Origin of the sequence: Herbaspirillum sp. alder98, assembly GCF_020179755.1 — a bacterium.
In the GTDB taxonomy this organism is placed as follows: domain Bacteria; phylum Pseudomonadota; class Gammaproteobacteria; order Burkholderiales; family Burkholderiaceae_D; genus Herbaspirillum.
In genome coordinates this window covers 222,234-241,296 of record NZ_JAIUCY010000007.1, presented here as the reverse complement: position 1 = coordinate 241,296, position 19,063 = coordinate 222,234, and the positions used below count along the sequence as shown (strand labels likewise).

The following is a 19,063-nucleotide window of genomic DNA, read 5'->3' as shown; positions in this document are numbered from 1 at the left end:
GCTCGAAGTAGGACAGGCCCATCCAGGCCAGGAAGGCGCCCATCATGTACAGCGTGCCGTGCGCGAAATTGATCACGTTGAGCAGGCCGAAGATCACCGCCAGGCCCAGCGACAACATGGCATAGAAGGAGCCGTTGACCAGTCCCAGCAGTAGCTGGCTGAGCAAGGCTTGCAGGGGGATTCCGAAAATTTCCATAAAACTCATTCATCCAGGATGGGTGAAGGGCGCTGACGCCGACAAGAAAAATCTGCCATTCCGCCGAGACGGAAATGACAGATTTCACATGCGGCTCAGCTACCGTGCTCCGTCAAGTCGCAAGCGACTTACTTCCACAACGCGCACTTCGATTCGGCCTTGGTGGTCCACGCCTGCTCGGCAGGAATGGTCTGCACCAGCTTGTAGTAATCCCATGGATACTTCGACTCGGAGGGCGCCTTGACCTGGTACAGGTACATGTCATGCACCACGCGGCCATCGGCACGCAGGTAACCGTTCTTCTGATAGAGATCGTTGAACTTGGTCTTGCGCAGCACTGCCAGGACCTTGTCTGCGTCATCCGAGCCCGCTTCCTTGACTGCCTTCAGGTATTGCAGGGTCGCCGAGTAATCCGCTGCTTGCAGCGATGACGGGTTTTTCTTTTGCTTGGCGAAATAACGCTTGGCAAAGGCACGCGTCTCATCATTCGTGTCCCAGTACCAGCTGTCGGTCAGATACAGGCCTTCGGTGGTCTTGAGCGTGAGCGAGTGGATGTCGTTGATGAATACCAGCAGGCCGGCCAGCTTGGCCGTCTTGGTAATGCCGAACTCGTTGGCGGCCTTGACCGCATTGATGAAGTCGCCACCGGCGTTGGCCAGGCCGACGATCTGTGCCTTGGAGCTTTGTGCCTGCAGCAGGAACGACGAGAAGTCCGACGCGTTCAGCGGATGCTTGACCGAACCGACCACGGTGCCGCCCGCGGCCTTCACGACGTTGGCGGTATCGGCTTCAAGCGAATGGCCGAACGCATAGTCGGCGGTCAGGAAGAACCAGCTCTTGCCACCCTGCTTGACCACTGCCGAACCGGTTCCCTTGGCCAGCGCTACCGTGTCATACGCATAGTGAACAGTGTAGGCCGAGCACTCTTCGTTGGTCAGACGCGCCGAGCCGGCGCCGATCTGGATATAAACCTTTTTCTTTTCAGCGGCAATCTTGGCCGAGGCGAGCGCCGTGCCGGAGTTAGTGCCGCCGATCAGGACGTCCACGCCCTGCTGGTCGAACCATTCGCGCGCCTTGCTGGCAGCTACGTCAGCCTTGTTCTGGTGGTCGGCCACGATCAGCTCGACCTTCTTGCCATTGATCGCGCCACCCATGTCCGCAATCGCCAACCGGATGGCTTCTGCGCCACCCTGGCCATCGATGTCGGAGTACACGCCCGAAATATCGGTGAGGAACCCGATCTTGATGACGTCGCCCGAAATCTGCGCCGACGCAGGCGCCGACAGCGCAAATGCGGCTGCCGCGGTGGTGACGGCCAATGCCATTGCCTTGAGTTTCATTTTCATCTCCTCTAGTGTTGAAGCCCGCTGAGTTGGTTTGTCAGTGTGACCTGCGAGACAGCTTTTTTATGGATTCGGGAGAGGATCACTCCCCCCTTCCGGTACTTGTTGGCAGTACTCTTGAGACGCCTTGCGGCGGCGCCGGATGCGTCTTATACGCCCAGCAATTCGTTGAGGGTCGACATCTTCGCTTCGAGCTGTCCGGCTTCGAACGACTCGACGATCTGTCCATGTTCCATCACGTAGAAGCGATCGGCCAGGGGTGCGGCAAAACGGAAGTTCTGCTCGACCATCACGATCGTGTAACCCTTGGCCTTGAGCGCCAGGATCATGCGTGCCAGCGCCTGCACGATGACCGGCGCCAGTCCCTCCGAGATCTCGTCGAGCAACAGCAGGCGGGCACCGGTGCGCAGGATGCGCGCCACGGCCAGCATCTGCTGTTCGCCACCCGACAGCCGTGTGCCCTGGCTGTTGCGACGTTCCTTCAGGTTCGGGAACATGTCATAGATTTCGTCGATCGACATGCCGCGATCGGTCTTCGAAACGAATGGCGGCAGCAGCAGGTTTTCTTCGGCCGAGAGCGAAGAAAAGATGCCACGTTCCTCGGGGCAGTAACCAACTCCGAAGTGGGCGATCTTGTGCGTGGCCAGGTTGATGGTCTCGCGTCCGTCGATCTTGATCGACCCCTTGCGGGTACCGACCAGGCCCATGATCGAGCGCAGCGTGGTGGTGCGGCCAGCGCCATTGCGGCCCAGCAGCGTGACCACTTCGCCACGACGGACATTGAGGTTGACGTTATGCAGGATGTGCGATTCGCCGTACCACGATTGCAGGTCGCTGATCTGCAGGGCCAGCGGTGCGTCGTTGGCAGAAACCGGGTTCACGGCATGCTCCAGGGAAGTGGTCGTCATCAGTGCGCTCCTTCCAGCTCGGCGCTGACGGTGCCCATGTAGGCTTCCATCACCTGCGGATTGCGCGAGACTTCGGCATAGTTGCCTTCGGCCAGCACGGCGCCACGCTGCAGCACGCTGATGCGATCACAGATGCCGGAGATGACGCTCATGTTGTGCTCCACCATGAGGATGGTACGACCGACCGATACCTTCTTGATCAGTGCCGTGACGCGATCGACGTCTTCGTGGCCCATGCCCTGGGTCGGTTCATCGAGCAGCATCAATTCGGGTTCCATCGCCAGCGTCGTGGCGATCTCGAGCGCGCGCTTGCGGCCGTATGGCAGATCGACCGTGGTGGTGTGCGCGAAGCTGGTGAGGTCGACCTCGTCCAGCAGTTCCATGGCACGCGTGTCGAGTTGCCTTAAGCTGTCGCCGTTCTTCCAGAAATGGAATGACGTGCCGAGCTTGCGCTGCAGGCCGATGCGCACGTTTTCCAGCACGCTCATGTGCGGGAAGACTGCCGATATCTGGAACGACCGGATGATGCCCTGGCGCGCAATCTGCGCTGGCGCATCGGCCGTGATGTCGCGACCATTGAACAGGATCTGGCCCGAGGTCGGCACCAGGAACTTGGTCAGCAGGTTGAAGCAGGTAGTCTTGCCGGCGCCATTGGGGCCGATCAATGCATGAATGTGGCCGCGTTCAATCTGCAGATTGACCGCACTCACCGCCGTGAAACCCTTGAATTCCTTCGTCAGGTTCCGTGTCTCCAGAATGACGTCTGTCATAGTCTCATCTTTCCCTTTTATGCCCGCGCCGGTGGTCCGGACGTCGTGGCCTGCCCTACTGCGGTCGTCGTGCCTTGGCACGCGAAACCGCGTTTTTTATCTGGCGAAGCGGAGAAGCTCTTTTTAATATTTGGCGCATAGTAGCCGAGTCGTACCATTCCTACAATACGTATAAGTACCGTATCGCATGCCCGTTTGGATATCGGTCCAAACCGCTTTTCAGGACTGGATTCCCAGCAGATGCGACGCCACTTTTTCAGCGATCATGACGGTCGGCGAATTGGTGTTGCCTGACGTGATTGTAGGCATGATGGAGGCGTCGGCCACGCGCAGGCCACGTACCCCTAGCACCCTGCATTGCGAATCAACCACGGCCTGCCTGTCGTCGCTACGCCCCATGCGGCAGGTACCCACGGGATGGAAGATGGTGGTGCCGACTTCGCCGGCGGCGCGATGCAGGTCCTGTGCCGTCTGGTATTGCGGGCCCGGCTTGAACTCTTCAGGCCGATACCTGGCCAGCGCCGGCGCAGCCGCAATGCGGCGGGTGAGCGTGATCGAGTCGGCGGCCACCTGCAGGTCTTCGGGCGTGGACAGGTAGTTGGTGGTGATCTTGGGCGCCAGCGCATGATCGGTCGAGGCCAGCCGCACATGTCCGCGCGAAGTCGGGCGCAAGTTGCACACGCTGGCCGTGAAGGCCGGGAAAGCGTGCAGCGGATCGCCGAACTTCTCCAGCGACAGCGGCTGCACATGGTATTCGAGGTTGGCGCTGGCCTGCCCCGGATCGGACTTGGCGAACGCGCCCAGTTGCGACGGCGCCATCGACATCGGCCCGCTTTGCATGAACATGTATTCCAGCCCGATCATCATCTTGCCCAGCATGCTCGAGGCCATCGCATTGAGCGTCTTGGCGCCGGTCACCCGGAACGCGGTACGGATCTGCAGATGGTCCTGCAGGTTCTCTCCTACCCCCGGCAGGTCATGGACCACCGGAATCTGGTGGTGCGCCAGCAGCTCGGCGCTGCCGATACCCGACATCTGCAGGATATGAGGCGAACCGATGGCGCCGGCGCAGAGGATGGTTTCCTTGCGCGACTCGGCAAACCAGGCGCCGTTGCCCCCGGTAAATTCGACGCCGGTGCACACCGGCCCATCGGGACCGGCCGCCATGCGCAATTTGCTGACATGCGAGCCGGTCATGATGTCCAGGTTGCCCTTCTTCATCGCCGGCCGCAGGAAAGCCTTGGAGGCATTCCAGCGAATGCCGCGCTTCTGGTTCACATCGAAATACCCGCAGCCTTCGTTGTCGCCGCGATTGAAGTCATCGGTCTTGGGGATCCCGGTCTGCGCGGCGGCCTCGCGAAAGGCATCGAGAATGTCCCAGCGCAGGCGTTGCTTTTCGACCCGCCATTCGCCACCGGCGCCGTGAAAACCATCGCTGCCGCCGTAGTAATCCTCGCTCTTGCGAAACAAAGGCAACACATTTTGCCAACTCCAGCTCTCATCTCCGCTCAACTGCGCCCATTCGTCGTAATCGCGCGCCTGGCCCCGCATGTAGATCATGCCGTTGATCGACGAACAGCCGCCCAGCACCTTGCCGCGCGGATAGATCAGGCTGCGTCCGTTCAGGCCGGCATCGGACTCGGTCCGAAACATCCAGTCGGTGCGTGGGTTGTTGATGCAGTACAGATAGCCCACCGGGATATGAATCCAGAGATAGTCGTCCCTCGCCCCCGCCTCCAGCAGCAGCACCCGCGTATCGGGCTGCTTGCTGAGCCGGTTGGCGAGCACGCAACCGGCGGTGCCGCCGCCGATGATGATGTAGTCGTATTGACCTGCTGATTGCATGCTGTCTCCTCACTGCCTGTCGTTTTTATCGCAGCAGCCCTGACGGGCTTGCCGTGTCGGCCATTGCATGGCTCATAAGTGATTCTTTGGTCGAAGCAGAGCATAGCCTGCTAATCGCGCCGTAGCCAATGAGATATTATCAATAGCAATATTACAATTACTTATAATATAAAAATATTCACAGTAACGTACTTAACTATTTTTAAAAGATTTTAATGATGGATATCGTACATTTGCGCGCATTTGTGACAGTGGCTCGCGAAGGTAACCTGACGCGTGCGGCTGAACGCCTCCATGTCAGCCAGCCGGCGGTGAGTCTCCAGATCAAGGCCTTGCAGGAACAACTGGGTCTGCAATTGTTCGTCCGTACTGCCAGCGGCATGGTGCTGACGGTACAAGGCAACAAGCTGTTGCCGCTGGCCGAGCGGGTATTGGCCGATATGCAGGATTTCCGTGGCCACGCCGATGCGCTCCAGGCCAGTGCTGTTCATCTGTCCGGCACCTTGGCCATCGGCACCATTCTGGATCCCGAATTCATTCGCCTTGGCGCTTTCCTGAAACAACTGGTGAGTCGTCATCCGCGCCTGTCGACCCGGCTGTCGCATCACATGTCGGGATCGGTCCTTCAGCAGATCCGTGACGGCGGGCTGGATGTCGGTTTTTTCCTGGGTGACCCGGGCGCCGGGTTCCAGGCGGTCAGCCTGACGCCCTTTACCTACAACGTCATCGCCCCCGCCGGCTGGAAGAACCGCGTCGCCGGCAAGGGATGGAAGGAATTGTCGCGCCTGCCCTGGATCTGGACGCCACCGGAGTCTGCTCATCATCGGCTGCTGAGCCATGTCTTTGCGCAACATAAAGTGCAGCCGGACACCGTCGCGCTGGTGGATCAGGAGTCATCCATGCTCGATCTGGTGAAATCGGGCATCGGGTTGTCGCTGGCCAGGGCCTCGATCGCCTTGAACCAGGCGCATGCGCATGGATTGGTGATTGCCGATGCCGTCGAATTGTCCACAGAGCTCAGCTTTGTCTGCATCGAAAAGAGAAAAAATGAAGATGCGATCAAGGCTGTGCTGCAACTGGTGCAGGAAGTCTGGCGTTGATGAAGCTGGCTTCCCTGATTTCAGGAAGAAAGACCGATTCAACCGGATTCCTGGAGACGCTTTTGGGGTTTTCCTGTTTGAAATGACCGGTTTTTGAAGTTGTCCCCGGGGTTTCCGGTTTTTGGGTTTTAATTTAGATGTGTATATATATAAGTAGTAGTAATAGTTAACGGCGGCGTTTTCTGTGGATAACTCGGTTTACCCGAGAAAAATCAAGAACTTGTCCTCTGCGTAAACGCTTGGCAAGTCTCTGCATAGCGTCGTAACAGATTCTGGACAGATTTTCGCTGTGGACAAATTTGGTGAGATATTCCCAATCTACGCAGCATCTATACAAACACTTATCCACACCCCCACCCGACACTGTCCTATGACCTCGAAAGCACCCCAAACCCATCAGGTTGTGCTGTTACCGGCAGGTTTGACTTTTACACAGGCCGATTCCAACCGGTCGTTACTGCAATCGGCGCTGGCTGCTGCAATCCGACTCCCAAATTCCTGTCGTAACGGCACCTGCCGAACCTGCATGTGCAAGATGGTCAGCGGCAATGTTGACTACCAGATCGAGTGGCCAGGACTGACGCGCGAAGAAAAGAACGAGGGCTGGATTCTTCCCTGCGTCGCCGTGGCGAGCTCCGACCTGGTGCTCGACGTACCTGCAGCGATCAATCTGAATGTCTGAATCATCGATTCCGATGGTTGGCCTGTCATTTCCATAACCCGACGTCTTTAGCCGAATTGCTGAAAGCCCCTCGGTTTGCAAGGGCACGTGCGTTCGCGCATTTGTCACCGTTGGTTTTAAAACTAAGCTGTGTATAAGAATAGTAGTAGTAGTTAACGACCCACCTCCTTTGTGGATAACCTGGTTTACCTGAAAAAAAACAGCCAGTTGCACAAAGGATAAGCACAAGGGCAAACCATGTATGACGACATAACAGTTCGGGGATAAAAATTCGAATTGGGATAACTTTTGTAGTTTTCCCCAATCGATGAAAAACTTATTCAGAACTTTATCCACAGGCTACGCTGTTCGTTTACACAGTGGTTGCTGCCGACCTGATTTGGAACAGCGAAAGCCCGATACCCGGCAGCCATCGGGAAAGGCAGTCTGCACAAGGGTTTGAGCGGGTCGGATTGATGCAGCGGAAGAAAAGCAGCGTCCAGGGCATCATCAGGGTTTGCAAGAAACGGCTTGACGTGATGCCTGAAAACACCAACGGCCGGAAAGTTATCCCCCGGCCGCATATGGTTTTTATAACAATTATCTGTCTGCCTATTTTTTAGGCGTAACTTTCGTCGATGCACGGGACTTGCCAGGCGGAGGCGCGACGGGCGCCTTTTTTGCCTCCTCCAGCAAACCGCCGCAGTCGGCTTTCTGTTCACCGTCGATATTGACCAGCGGCAGGATCGCCGCCACCGGCGCCAGGAAGGCCAGCGCCACCGCGCCGCCAGCCCGCAATGCAAGAATGCCCTTGTCCACACCCACATCCGGATCCTTGAAGGTTCCCGAGACATACAACGGCGAGCGTAGCGAAATGATGCGCAGGCCCTTGCTGCGAGGATGGATGGTCAGCCCCAGTTTCTCGTCCTTCATGTTGACCGTGCCGTCGACATTGACCAGGGCATCTTCGGTATCCAGCACGAAGGTGCGGGCCGTCAGGATGCCCTTGTCCACAGGCAGATCGGCGGCCAGGCAATTGAGCTTGACCTCCTTGTCGCCGAACAGCTTGCTGAGCACGATATTGCCCACATTGAGTCCCATCTGTTCCAGCAGCAACTTGCTGATGGCGCCCTGATTGACCAGCATCTTGACCTGGCCATTCGAGGAACCCAGCATGGCCGCGACCGAATTGCCGGTGGCGCTGAGGCGCGCGTCACCGTTGATCTCGCCAAAGCTGGTGCGCGATGCGTCCAGTGCGGGATAGAGCTTCTGGATCTTGAGCCGGCGCGCCGACAGCTGCATATCGGATTTCAACTGCGCCTGCTGGCCATCGAGCCGGATGGTCGAGCGCAACTGGCCGCCGGCCACGCCGAAATTGAGCGGGTCGAGCGATAGCACCTTTTCCTTCAGGATCAGATGCGCCTGCAAGTCGGTGATCGGCAGATCCTTTTGCTTGACGATGCGCTTGCCGGTCAGTTTGACGTCGGCATCGAGCGCGCCCCAGGCCTCGGTGCTGAACGGCTTGACCGGCAGTACCCGATTGCCCGGCTGGCGCTCTTCGGCGCCACGCTGCGCCTTTTCGGCGTTGGAGTCGGCGCCGATGATCGGCGCCAGGTCGTCGAAGCGCAGCACATTCGATACCAGCTCGCCCGTCAGCCGGGGGCGCTCGCCGCCGGTACGGTAGTGCAAGGTGCCGCCCAGGTCGCTGGCGCCGACCTTGCCGGTGAACTGCTCATAGGTCCACTCGCTGTAATGGGCGTCGATCTTGCCGATCAGATGCCCTTCGGTGGCGAACGGCGGCGTTTCGGGCAGTAACACGCCCGTCAGCGGATAGAGATTACCCATGCTGGCCCCCGACAACGACAGGCGCAGGTCGAGTGCCGCCAGTTCGGCTGGCTTGGTCAGCGTGCCGCGCACGCCGATGCTGGATTTTCCGACCTTGACCTCGGCTTGCAGGGGATAGGGTTGCTGCTGGTCCTGCAGCGACAACACGCCGCCGGCGCGGCCACGGCCGGACACCGGCGCACCGTTGAACGAGCCCTTCACGCTCCAGCCCAGGCCATAGACTTTTTCCCGCTCTGGATCGAGCGTATCGACTTCGGCCTTGATGTCGATCTTCTGGACCGCGTCGACCAGTGACAACTTGCCCTGGCGCAGGATCAGGCGCCCCAGCTTGAGCTGCCAGGTAGAGGGGCTGTCGCTGCTCTTGAAGGTCCAGTTGTTGCTGTTGTCCTTGTTACGCACCAGCGCCACATCGGGCTGCTCGATCTCCAGCGTTGGCACCGAGATATCGCGGGCCAGCAGCGGCAAGGGATTGAGGGTAAAGGTGATTTGCCGGATGGTGGCCGTGGCCGCAGCGGGAGTGAAGGCGGCCGGGTTTGCGATGCGGATGTTCTGGGCTTGCAGTCTTGGCCAGGGGATCCAGCGGCCCCAGGCCGATGAGGCCGGCGTGCCGGCGTCGGGGCGTTGCCAGTGCAGGGACAGGTCGCCCTCGATGGCGAACTCGCGCCCGATCGACTCGCTGACCCGCTGGTTGATCCAGGGGCGGGCGCGGTTCCAGTCGAAGGTGAGGATGAAGATGACCGTCGCAACGACGGCCAGGAGGACGGCGGCAAGCGCGCCCAGTGTTATTTTTGCGGTACGTGACATGGACAGTCCGACGAATGGTGATCGACATGCGCCCGCTGCGGCGGCCATGTCCGATCTGTCGTCAGACCGTCTGGTGCGGCAACTAGCGCTTCATGTTGATACGACCGAATTCGTCGTGCGTCGTTGCACTCAGGTGGGCGCGCAGCCATTTATGCGCCGGGTTGCGGGCATCGCGCTCGTGCCACAGCATGTCGACGTGTTCTTCCGGCGTCTGGAAGGGCAGCTCCTTGACCACCAGCGCCTCGGCCATGCCGGTGGCCGCGACCAGATGGCGCGGCAGCACGGTGATCAATTCCGAACTGGCCACGATGCGCCCGGCGGTGAAGAACTGGTTGACCGTCAACAGGATCTTGCGCTCGCGGTTCATGCCCGCCAGCACATCGTCGATGACCGCATGTGGCTTGCCCGACAGGCTCACCAGCAGGTGATCGGCGGCGCAATAGGTGTCCAGCGTCAGGGGCTGGCCGGCCAGCGGATGGCCCTTGTGCATCACGCACACGTATTGGCCGGTATAGAGCCGGGCATGGCTGATCTGGCTCTTGGCCATGCCCTGGCCGTCGGCCAACTGGGCCGTTACCCCGGGAAAGAAGCCGACCGCCAGGTCGATGTCGCCGCGCAACAACATGGCCCGCGGATCACGGGTGGTCAGCGGCATCATGCGCACCTTGATGCCCGGGGCGTCGCGCATGATGGTGCGCACCAGCGACGGCAGCCACAGGGCAGCCGTGGCATCTACCATCGCCATGCGGAAAGTGATCTGGGCGCGTGCGATATCAAAGCTCTCCGGCGCGATCACCGCTTCCAGTTCGGACAGGGTGCGACGCACGGTCGGCCACAATTCTTCGGCGCGCGGGGTCGGCTTGACGCCATGGGCGGTGCGAATGACCAGATCGTCATTGAGCGTATCGCGCAGGCGGCGTAGCGCATTGGAGACAGCTGGTTGCGTCATGGCCAGCAAATTGGCCGCACGCGTCAGGTTCTGCTCGGTCATCACTGCATCGAATACACGCAGCAGGTTCAGGTCCAGGGTCAGAAAGCTCATAGGGCGGGCCTTTGCAGGCAGAGGTCAGGCGCCGGATCGGCGGGAGGGTAGCTATTCACGAATTATATAACTGATATCCGAAAAGGAAATTGGTCATCTCAATTCGAGTTCTCTACACTGCAATGCAACATAACACACAACGTAAAGGATCGAATCATGAACACCATCGCTCAAACCGCAGCCCCTACCACCTTCAAGAGCAAGCTGGCAGCTGTCCTGCGTAGCATCTTCATTCACTTCGTCAAGGCGCACGAACTGCAAGCCGTGGCATTGGTTGCTGCTGAGCAAGAGCGCTCGCAAGGCACCAAGCAACTGAACCGCATGGCTGACAAGTTCGAAGCCACCCAGCCTAACCTGGCTGCTGAACTGCGCTTCATCGCTTCGCGCGGCTGATCGAGGTCGCGGCACCTGGCCGCGATGACCCCGACAGTTTCGCAGAAGTCGTACAGGATTCAAGTTTTACCAGTTGCGCGCCATCGCGTGCAATTTGGCGGCAGGCTCAAACGGCCTGTTTGCCTGGTGTAAAGGATTTCGGTTGTTCGGCGCGTACGGCGCTTGTGTTGACGCTGATTCGATCCACGCGTCTGGACACCGATCCGTTGTCTCCTCCTCCCTCTTTAGGAAGGATTAACCCCACAGGCTCAGCCTGTGGGGTTTTTTTTCGTCCCGTGACAAGCGATGGCGGTTTGAACCGCCTGCAGCGAAAAAACAACACCAAACGAATTCAGGGTGGAGGTCGATCGATCCCCCGCAGCTGACAGGTGCGCATGCGCGCGGCGGCTGATGCAGTTTCAGGCGAATCCCACGTCATATTCACATAGCCTATATCAGTTATGAGAACTCTAAAGTGGTCATACAAATTCGCCCAACCTATACTGCGACGCAGCAGAACAAATTTGAACGTCACACAGCGCATTATCAGAGGTAGAAATATCATGTCCTTCCTGACCCTGGCCTTTCCCGTCGAGACCGCGATTCCAGTCGCGCAGACGTTGATCGCCGCCGCCAGCGCGTACCTGCGTCCGGCATTGGGTTTGGGTGCACTGGTGACCTTGCTGATGGTGTTCAAGCCCTTGTTGCTGGGCGTGGCGCAAGCGGTCGTGATCATGGTCAAGCCGCGCAAGTCGCTTGAGCAACGTATTCTGGCGCATCGCTTCAGCGGCAAGCGCATGCTCGATCGCATGGCCAACGAATATAGCGCGACCCAACCGAATTTTGCTGCAGAACTGCGCACCATGGCTGCCCGCGATTGATTCGCTGAACGCGCCTGGTGGTTGTTCTGAATTAGCTGGACCGAATTTGCAGTACGTACCGTGTCTCCTCCTCCCTCTTTAGGAAGGATTAGCCCCGCAGCCAAAAGCTGTGGGGCTTTTTTTTTCTGCATTGCCTTTTGTCATCGAAGTTACGGGCGCTCTCATGGTAACTTTGCCGTTTTGGCAAAACCTCTTCACGCATCAGACATCATGTGCCAGCTCCTCGGGATGAATTGCAACACGCCGACCGATATCGTCTTCAGCTTTACCGGTTTCGCTACCCGTGGGGGACTGACCGATCACCACAGCGACGGTTGGGGCATCGCCTTCTTCGAAGGCGCAGGCGTGCGCACCTTTGTCGACCACCAGGCGGCGGTGGATTCGCCGGTGGCGCAATTGATCAAGCACTATCCGATCAAGTCGCAGCACGTCATTGCCCATATCCGCAAGGCCACGCAAGGACGTGTGGCGCTGGCCAACTGCCACCCTTTCGTGCGTGAGCTCTGGGGCCGCTACTGGGTGTTTGCCCACAATGGCGACCTGAAGAACTTCACGCCGGAACTGGACGGGCCGTTCCACCCGGTGGGCACCACCGACAGCGAACTGGCGTTCTGCTACATCCTGCAGCAACTGCGCAAGCGTTTCGGGTCCGAGCTGCCGCTGCTGGCCGACCTGCGGTTGGCCTTGCGGGAAATCGTCGACTTCATCGCCAGTCACGGCACCTTCAATATGTTGCTTTCAGATGGCTCGGCGCTGTTGACCCACTGCTCGACCAATCTGTACTACATCATCCGCCAGCACCCGTTCGCCACGGCGCGGCTGTCCGACGAAGACCTGTCGGTGGATTTCGCCCAGGTCACCACCGTCAATGACCGGGTCGCGGTGATCGTCACCCAGCCACTGACCAACAACGAAGTCTGGACCCAATATCAGCCGGGCGAGATGAAGGTATTCGTCGATGGCATGGTGGCCGCCTAATTCATAGGCAGCCTTCTGTCCCCGCCGTTGTTGTTGTCCACAGAGACGGACGGCGACCGGCTTCTTTTATCCACAGCGCGACGTGATGACGCGCCTGAATGGCCTCGCATTCTCTCTGTTACAAAAAAATCTGTGGGTAACCAGGGGAGTGGCGCGTCTGCGCATAATGACTCTGTCCCCGTGAACCTGCCGGAGTGCCTGAGTTGTCCACAACCGCTGCCAGCGGCGCTGCCTGTTGGCCTGTGGATATGATGGCCGGGAGTCGAAAATGAACTGGCTGTCCTGTGGATAACTTGGCCCGGGCGAGGTAAAATGCCCCCCTTCGTTTGCGCCAGGCCTGGTCATTGTTGTCCACACTGCGCGCGCGCCACCCTCGATAGAACGCCATGGAAAATTTCTGGCAGACATGCACGACCAAGCTCGAGCATGAACTGACTCCGCAGCAATACAGCGCCTGGATCAAGCCATTGATTCCGCTCGACTACGACGATGGTCAATTGCGCATTGCCGCGCCCAACCGATTCAAGCTGGACTGGGTCAAGGCGCAGTTCGCCAACCGCATCACCGCATTGGCCAGCGACTACTGGGAGCAGCCGATCGAAGTGCTGTTCGTGCTCGATCCGCGTGGCAACCAGGCTCGCCGTACTACCAGCAATGCCCCGCAGGCGGCACCCAACAACGGCAACGGCGCCAGCGGCCTGGGTTTGCCCACGCATGAACAGATGCATCTGGATCCGGAGCCGGTGCGCGCTGTTGCGCCCCGCCAGGAGCAGTCACGCATCAATCCAGTGCTGACCTTCGACAACCTGGTGACCGGTAAGGCCAACCAGCTGGCCCGCGCAGCAGCGACCCAGGTGGCCAACAACCCGGGCGTGTCGTACAACCCGCTATTCCTGTATGGCGGCGTCGGTCTGGGTAAGACCCACATCATCCACGCCATCGGCAATCAGGTGCTGATCGATAATCCTGGCGCCAAGATCCGCTATATCCACGCCGAGCAATATGTGCGCGACGTGGTGACCGCCTATCAGCGCAAGGGCTTCGATGATTTCAAGCGCTACTATCACTCGCTGGACCTGCTGCTGATCGATGACATCCAGTTCTTCGGCGGCAAGAGCCGGACCCAGGAAGAGTTCTTCTACGCCTTCGAGGCACTGATCGCGGCCAAGAAGCAGATCATCATCACCAGCGATACCTATCCCAAGGAAATCACCGGGATGGATGACCGCCTGATCTCGCGCTTCGACTCGGGGCTGACGGTCGCCATCGAACCGCCCGAGCTCGAGATGCGGGTGGCGATCCTGATGAAGAAAGCGGCCGCCGAAGATGTCGTGCTGTCCGATGATGTTGCCTTCTTTGTCGGCAAGCACCTGCGCTCCAACGTGCGCGAGCTCGAAGGCGCCTTGCGCAAGATCCTGGCGTACTCGCGCTTCCACGGCAAGGACATCACCATCGACGTGGTCAAGGAAGCGCTGAAGGATTTGCTGTCGGTGCAGAATCGCCAGATTTCCGTCGAGAACATCCAGAAAACGGTGGCCGACTTCTTCAACATGAAGGTCGCCGACATGTACTCGAAGAAGCGCCCTGCCAACATCGCGCGTCCACGCCAGATCGCGATGTACCTGGCCAAGGAGCTGACGCAGAAGAGCCTGCCCGAGATCGGCGACCTCTTCGGCGGGCGCGACCACACCACCGTCCTGCATGCGGTCCGCAAGATCGCCGCCGACCGGGCCAAGAGCCCCGAGTGCAATCACGAATTGCATGTGCTTGAGCAAACACTCAAGGGCTAGGCCGCTGATAGCGATGGCACCAGCTTGTGGATAAGTTTTTTTCGCGGAATGCCGCAGGGTGTCATGCCCTGCGGCATTTTTCGTTAAAAGAATGACTATTTTCGCGAGTGGGCCCAACTTATCCACAGCAACTTGCCCCAGATATGTTTTCGATGTGCAACAAAAGAGATAGTTGGTAATGGTTGCCTGGTGATTGTTCCGCCTCCAAAAACCGTAAATTTCACGCACGTTCAGCGGCCTGAAAGCTCCCTCGAAGGGGGGATGATTGGTACAATGTAAGACGATATTTCGCCGGATCTCACAGCCGTTTCTTCGGGCAAGGTGAGCCCAGTGGGGCATCAAGGAAAATTCGAAAAAAATCTGCCATCTTCGGTGAAATTTGATTCAATTGTTCCTAATGTTTTGCCAAATGCATCAAGCGGACGCTGATCGTCAACGCTATTTGCAACGCCGTAGCGACGGCGGCCCGGACACCTGCGGTAACCGGGCCCGGATGCCAGGGCTCCGGCGCTCCGCAGCAGGGAGCGCTGCTGGCAGGCGAAAAACGACGGTGCGATCCACCACTTCATCGCAGGGAGGGCACGCGCGGCACTGGTGTAAGCGAGAAGCTGGAAGCAGCCAACAGCATCCTTTGAACCACTATTAGCAAGGACACACAGATATGCAATTGGTTAAAACCCAAAGAGACACGCTCCTGCGCCCCCTGCAGATTGTGAGCGGTATTGTCGAGCGTCGGCACACCATGCCGATTCTGGCCAATATCCTCATCAGCAAGGAAGGCGAGCAAGTCTCATTCCTGTCGACCGACATCGAAGTGCAGATCACCACGCACGCCGAAGTGGGCGCTGGCAGCGATGCCGCCAAGATCACCGTGGCGGCCCGCAAGTTGCTCGATATCCTGCGTGCGCTGCCGGATTCGGGCGAAGTATCGATTTCGCTGTCCAACAAGCGTCTGACCGTGCAATCGGGCAAATCGCGCTTTGCGTTGCAGACGCTGGCCGCCGAAGAATTCCCGATCATGAAAGAGGCGGAGCACTACAACGCCCAGGTGAGCCTGCCGCAGAAGACCCTGAAGCACCTGTTCAACATGGTCCACTTCGCCATGGCGCAGCAGGATATCCGTTACTACCTGAACGGCCTGCTGCTGGTGGTCGAGGGCAAGAACGTGATCGCAGTCGCCACCGACGGCCACCGTCTGGCGTTCTGCCAGGTGGTGACCGAGGCCGAATTCCCGCGCCAAGAAGTGATCATCCCGCGCAAGACCATTCTCGAATTGCAGCGTCTGCTCGACGACAGCGACGACGAGGTCAAGCTGGAGATCGCCAACAACCAAGTCAAGCTGACCTTCGGCGACATCGAGTTGATCTCCAAGCTGGTCGAGGGCAAGTTCCCCGACTACACCCGCGTCATTCCAAGCGGCTACAAGAACGGTTTCACGATCAGTCGCGAACAGCTGCTGCGTTCGCTGCAGCGCGCTGCGATCATGACCAGCGACAAGTTCAAGGGCGTGCGTTGGGTGGTAGCACCCGGCAGCCTGAAGATCAGCTCCACCAATGCCGATCAGGAAGAAGCGGTCGAAGAACTCGAGATCGACTACGGTGGCGACAGTGTCGACATCGGCTTCAACGTCAGCTACCTGCTCGACGTGCTCAACAACCTGAAGCACGACTACGTGCACATTGCACTGGGCGATTCCAACTCCCAGGCCTTGATCACCATCCCTGACAACGCCGACTTCAAGTACGTCGTCATGCCGATGCGTATTTGACGCGACAGCGTCTGCAAGCGACCGAGGGGCCGTTCGATACGGCCCCTCGGTCGCTTTTAAGAATTCCGTTTTTCACCGTTTTTTGCAGTCTCCTAGTCGTTCGGCTAGCTCATTCAGAAGGTAACCATGTCCTCCAGCCCAGCAGACAACACCAATTCCGCGCAACAAAGTTACGGCGCCTCGTCCATCCAGATTCTGGAAGGGCTGGAAGCGGTCCGCAAGCGCCCCGGCATGTACATTGGCGACACTTCTGATGGCACCGGCCTGCATCACCTGGTGTTCGAAGTGCTGGACAACTCGATCGATGAATCGTTGGCCGGCTACTGCACTGAGATCCACGTCACCATCCACGCCGACAATTCGATCTCGATCACCGACAACGGCCGCGGCATTCCGACCGGCCTGAAAATGGATGACAAGCACGAACCCAAGCGTTCGGCGGCCGAGATCGTCATGACCGAACTGCACGCCGGCGGCAAGTTCGACCAGAACTCGTACAAGGTGTCGGGCGGCCTGCACGGCGTGGGTGTGTCGTGCGTGAATGCGTTGTCGAAGCTGCTCAAGCTGACCATCCGTCGCGACGGTCATGTGCATGCGATGGAGTTCGCTAAGGGTATCGTGCAGAACCGCGAGCTCGAGACCGTGGACGGCGTTGCCGTGTCCCCGATCAAGGTCGTGGGCGATACCGACAAGCGCGGCACCGAAGTGCACTTCTGGGCCGACGAAGAAATCTTCACCCACGTCGAGTTCCACTACGAGATCCTGGCCAAGCGCATCCGCGAACTGTCCTTCCTCAACAACGGCGTGAACATCAAGCTGTCCGACCAGCGCACCGGCAAGGAAGAGTTGTTCGCCTTCGAGGGCGGTACCCGAGGCTTCGTCGAATACATCAACAAGAACAAGAACGTGCTGCACCCCACCGTGTTCCAGGCCACCGGCGAGCGGATGTCCGACCACGGCACCAATATCTCGGTGGACGTCTCGATGCAGTGGAACGATGCCTTCAACGAGCAGGTGCTGTGCTTCACCAACAACATTCCGCAGCGCGACGGCGGCAGCCACCTGACCGGCCTGCGCGCGGCGATGACGCGCGTCATCAACAAGTACATCGAAGAACACGATTTCGCCAAGAAGGCCAAGGTCGAGGTGTCGGGTGACGACATGCGCGAAGGCTTGACCTGCGTGTTGTCGGTGAAGGTGCCGGAACCGAAGTTCAGCTCGCAGACCAAGGACAAGCTGGTGTCGTCCGAAGTCCGTGGTCCGGTCGAGGAAATCGTCGCCAAGACGCTGACCGACTACCTGATGGAAAAGCCGAACGACGCCAAGATCATCTGCGGCAAGATCGTCGAAGCCGCCCGTGCCCGCGAAGCTGCGCGCAAGGCGCGTGAGCTGACACGACGCAAGGGCGTCATGGATGGCCTGGGCCTGTCGTCCAAGTTGGCCGACTGCCAGGAACGCGATCCTGCCTTGTGCGAGCTGTACATCGTCGAGGGTGACTCCGCGGGCGGCTCGGCCAAGCAAGGTCGCGACCGCAAGTTCCAGGCGATCCTGCCGCTGCGCGGCAAGGTGCTTAACGTCGAGAAGGCCCGCTTCGAAAAGATGCTGTCGTCCGAGCAGATCACGACCCTCATCGCGACCCTGGGCACCAGCATCGGCGTGGACGAATTCAATGCCGACAAGCTGCGCTACCACCGCATCATCATCATGACCGATGCGGACGTCGACGGCGCCCACATCCGCACACTGCTGCTGACCCTGTTCTATCGTCAGATGCCGCAACTGGTCGAGCGTGGCCACATCTACATCGCCCAGCCGCCGCTGTACAAGGTCAAGGCTGGCAAGGACGAGCGCTACCTGAAGGACGATATCGAGGAAGCGCAATACATGATGCAGATCGCGCTCAACGACGCCGAGATCAAGCCGGCAGAAGACGCCGCCCCGATCTCGGGCGACGCCCTGGTCGAACTGGCGCGCCAATACAATACGGCCAACGCGATCATCATGCGCCTGACACGTGCCATCGACGAAGCGGCCCTGAGCGCCATCATGAACGGCGGCGTGGTGCTGCAGCTGGACAACCTGCAACAGGCTGAAGCAACTGCCATCGAATTGACGCGTGCCATTAACAATCCGAGCATCGAAGTGGTGGCCAAGCAGGACGATCTGTCCGAAAAGCTGGCGCTGCATATCCGTCGTCGCCAGCACGGCAACATCAAGTCCACGGTGATCGATGCCGACTTCGTGTCAGGCCCTGACTATCAGGTGTTGTCGCATGCGGCACAAACCTTCAAGGGTTTGATCCGCAAAGGCGCCACGGTCGCGCGCGGCAACGGCGACAAGCGCAAGGAATCGGCCATCATCGACTTCCGCCAGGCCATGAACTGGTTGTGCGACGAAGCCGAACGCGGCGTCAACAAGCAGCGCTACAAGGGACTGGGTGAAATGAACCCGGAACAGCTGTGGGAAACCACGATGGACCCGACCGTGCGCCGCCTGCTGAAGGTGCAGATCGAAGATGCGATCGCCGCCGACCAGATCTTCATGACCTTGATGGGCGACGACGTCGAACCACGTCGCGCCTTCATCGAGAGCAATGCGCTGCAGGCTGGCAATATTGATGTTTGATGCGTTCGACACCCACCATTGGCTAAATCACCGGTGATTTTCTGAACCGTTGAACTGCCATGGAGCAAACGAAAAAGCCAACTCTGAGGAGTTGGCTTTTTTATGTCATCGGTAGTTGGGCAAGCACCGCAGACG

General features: G+C 59.0%; 15 protein-coding genes. 8 read left to right on the top strand and 7 right to left on the bottom strand.

Going from position 1 to position 19,063, the window contains the following annotated elements:
* From LBW87_RS17350 to LBW87_RS17330, 5 genes are all read right to left on the bottom strand, one after another.
* Positions 1 to 196, bottom strand: a 196-nt coding sequence (locus LBW87_RS17350; protein WP_413927657.1) for an ABC transporter permease subunit, incomplete at its 3' end; no start/stop codon positions are given.
* Positions 197 to 324: 128 nt separating this feature from the next.
* Positions 325 to 1,536: an ABC transporter substrate-binding protein gene (locus LBW87_RS17345; RefSeq protein ID WP_225202716.1), complete on the bottom strand. Its 1,212-nt coding sequence runs from the start codon at positions 1,534 to 1,536 to the stop codon at positions 325 to 327.
* A gap of 152 nt (positions 1,537 to 1,688) precedes the next feature.
* The gene (locus LBW87_RS17340) at positions 1,689 to 2,447 is read right to left on the bottom strand and encodes an ABC transporter ATP-binding protein (protein WP_225202715.1); all 759 of its coding nucleotides are present in this window, start codon (positions 2,445 to 2,447) and stop codon (positions 1,689 to 1,691) included.
* Complete coding sequence (locus LBW87_RS17335) at positions 2,447 to 3,217, bottom strand: ABC transporter ATP-binding protein (protein ID WP_225202714.1); 771 nt, start codon at positions 3,215 to 3,217, stop codon at positions 2,447 to 2,449. Before LBW87_RS17335 ends, LBW87_RS17340 begins: the two co-directional genes overlap by 1 nt.
* Before the next feature lie 219 nt (positions 3,218 to 3,436).
* Entirely contained in the window at positions 3,437 to 5,062 is a 1,626-nt protein-coding gene (locus tag LBW87_RS17330) for a GMC family oxidoreductase (protein ID WP_225202713.1), read from the bottom strand.
* A 218-nt stretch (positions 5,063 to 5,280) separates the two neighbouring features.
* On the opposite strand from LBW87_RS17330, the gene LBW87_RS17325 reads away from it, so the two are divergent.
* Complete coding sequence (locus LBW87_RS17325) at positions 5,281 to 6,162, top strand: LysR family transcriptional regulator (RefSeq protein ID WP_225202712.1); 882 nt, start codon at positions 5,281 to 5,283, stop codon at positions 6,160 to 6,162.
* Positions 6,163 to 6,532: 370 nt separating this feature from the next.
* Entirely contained in the window at positions 6,533 to 6,844 is a 312-nt protein-coding gene (locus tag LBW87_RS17320; RefSeq protein WP_225202711.1) for a 2Fe-2S iron-sulfur cluster-binding protein, read from the top strand.
* A gap of 591 nt (positions 6,845 to 7,435) precedes the next feature.
* Here LBW87_RS17320 and LBW87_RS17315 read toward each other — a convergent pair.
* Positions 7,436 to 9,472 carry an AsmA family protein gene (locus LBW87_RS17315; RefSeq protein WP_225202710.1) on the bottom strand — a complete coding sequence of 679 codons (2,037 nt, stop codon included), beginning with the start codon at positions 9,470 to 9,472 and terminating at the stop codon, positions 7,436 to 7,438.
* A gap of 82 nt (positions 9,473 to 9,554) precedes the next feature.
* Positions 9,555 to 10,514, bottom strand: coding sequence for a LysR family transcriptional regulator (locus LBW87_RS17310; RefSeq protein ID WP_008119126.1), 960 nt, complete (start codon positions 10,512 to 10,514; stop codon positions 9,555 to 9,557).
* 156 nt (positions 10,515 to 10,670) lie between these two features.
* Here LBW87_RS17310 and LBW87_RS17305 point away from each other — a divergent pair, with 156 nt between their 5' ends.
* From LBW87_RS17305 to gyrB, 6 genes are all read left to right on the top strand, one after another.
* Positions 10,671 to 10,907: a hypothetical protein gene (locus tag LBW87_RS17305; protein WP_225202709.1), complete on the top strand. Its 237-nt coding sequence runs from the start codon at positions 10,671 to 10,673 to the stop codon at positions 10,905 to 10,907.
* Positions 10,908 to 11,449: 542 nt separating this feature from the next.
* Positions 11,450 to 11,767 (top strand): hypothetical protein, encoded by a 318-nt coding sequence (locus LBW87_RS17300; RefSeq protein ID WP_225202708.1) that lies wholly within the window; start codon positions 11,450 to 11,452, stop codon positions 11,765 to 11,767.
* A 210-nt stretch (positions 11,768 to 11,977) separates the two neighbouring features.
* Positions 11,978 to 12,745, top strand: a complete 768-nt coding sequence (locus tag LBW87_RS17295; protein WP_225202707.1) for a class II glutamine amidotransferase — start codon at positions 11,978 to 11,980, stop codon at positions 12,743 to 12,745.
* A gap of 386 nt (positions 12,746 to 13,131) precedes the next feature.
* A complete protein-coding gene (gene dnaA / locus LBW87_RS17290; RefSeq protein WP_225202706.1) occupies positions 13,132 to 14,535 on the top strand; it encodes a chromosomal replication initiator protein DnaA in 1,404 nt (467 codons plus the stop codon).
* A 661-nt stretch (positions 14,536 to 15,196) separates the two neighbouring features.
* Positions 15,197 to 16,303 carry a DNA polymerase III subunit beta gene (gene dnaN, locus LBW87_RS17285; RefSeq protein WP_225202705.1) on the top strand — a complete coding sequence of 369 codons (1,107 nt, stop codon included), beginning with the start codon at positions 15,197 to 15,199 and terminating at the stop codon, positions 16,301 to 16,303.
* A gap of 126 nt (positions 16,304 to 16,429) precedes the next feature.
* A complete protein-coding gene (gene gyrB / locus LBW87_RS17280; RefSeq protein WP_225202704.1) occupies positions 16,430 to 18,928 on the top strand; it encodes a DNA topoisomerase (ATP-hydrolyzing) subunit B in 2,499 nt (832 codons plus the stop codon).
* Positions 18,929 to 19,063: the final 135 nt, after the last annotated feature.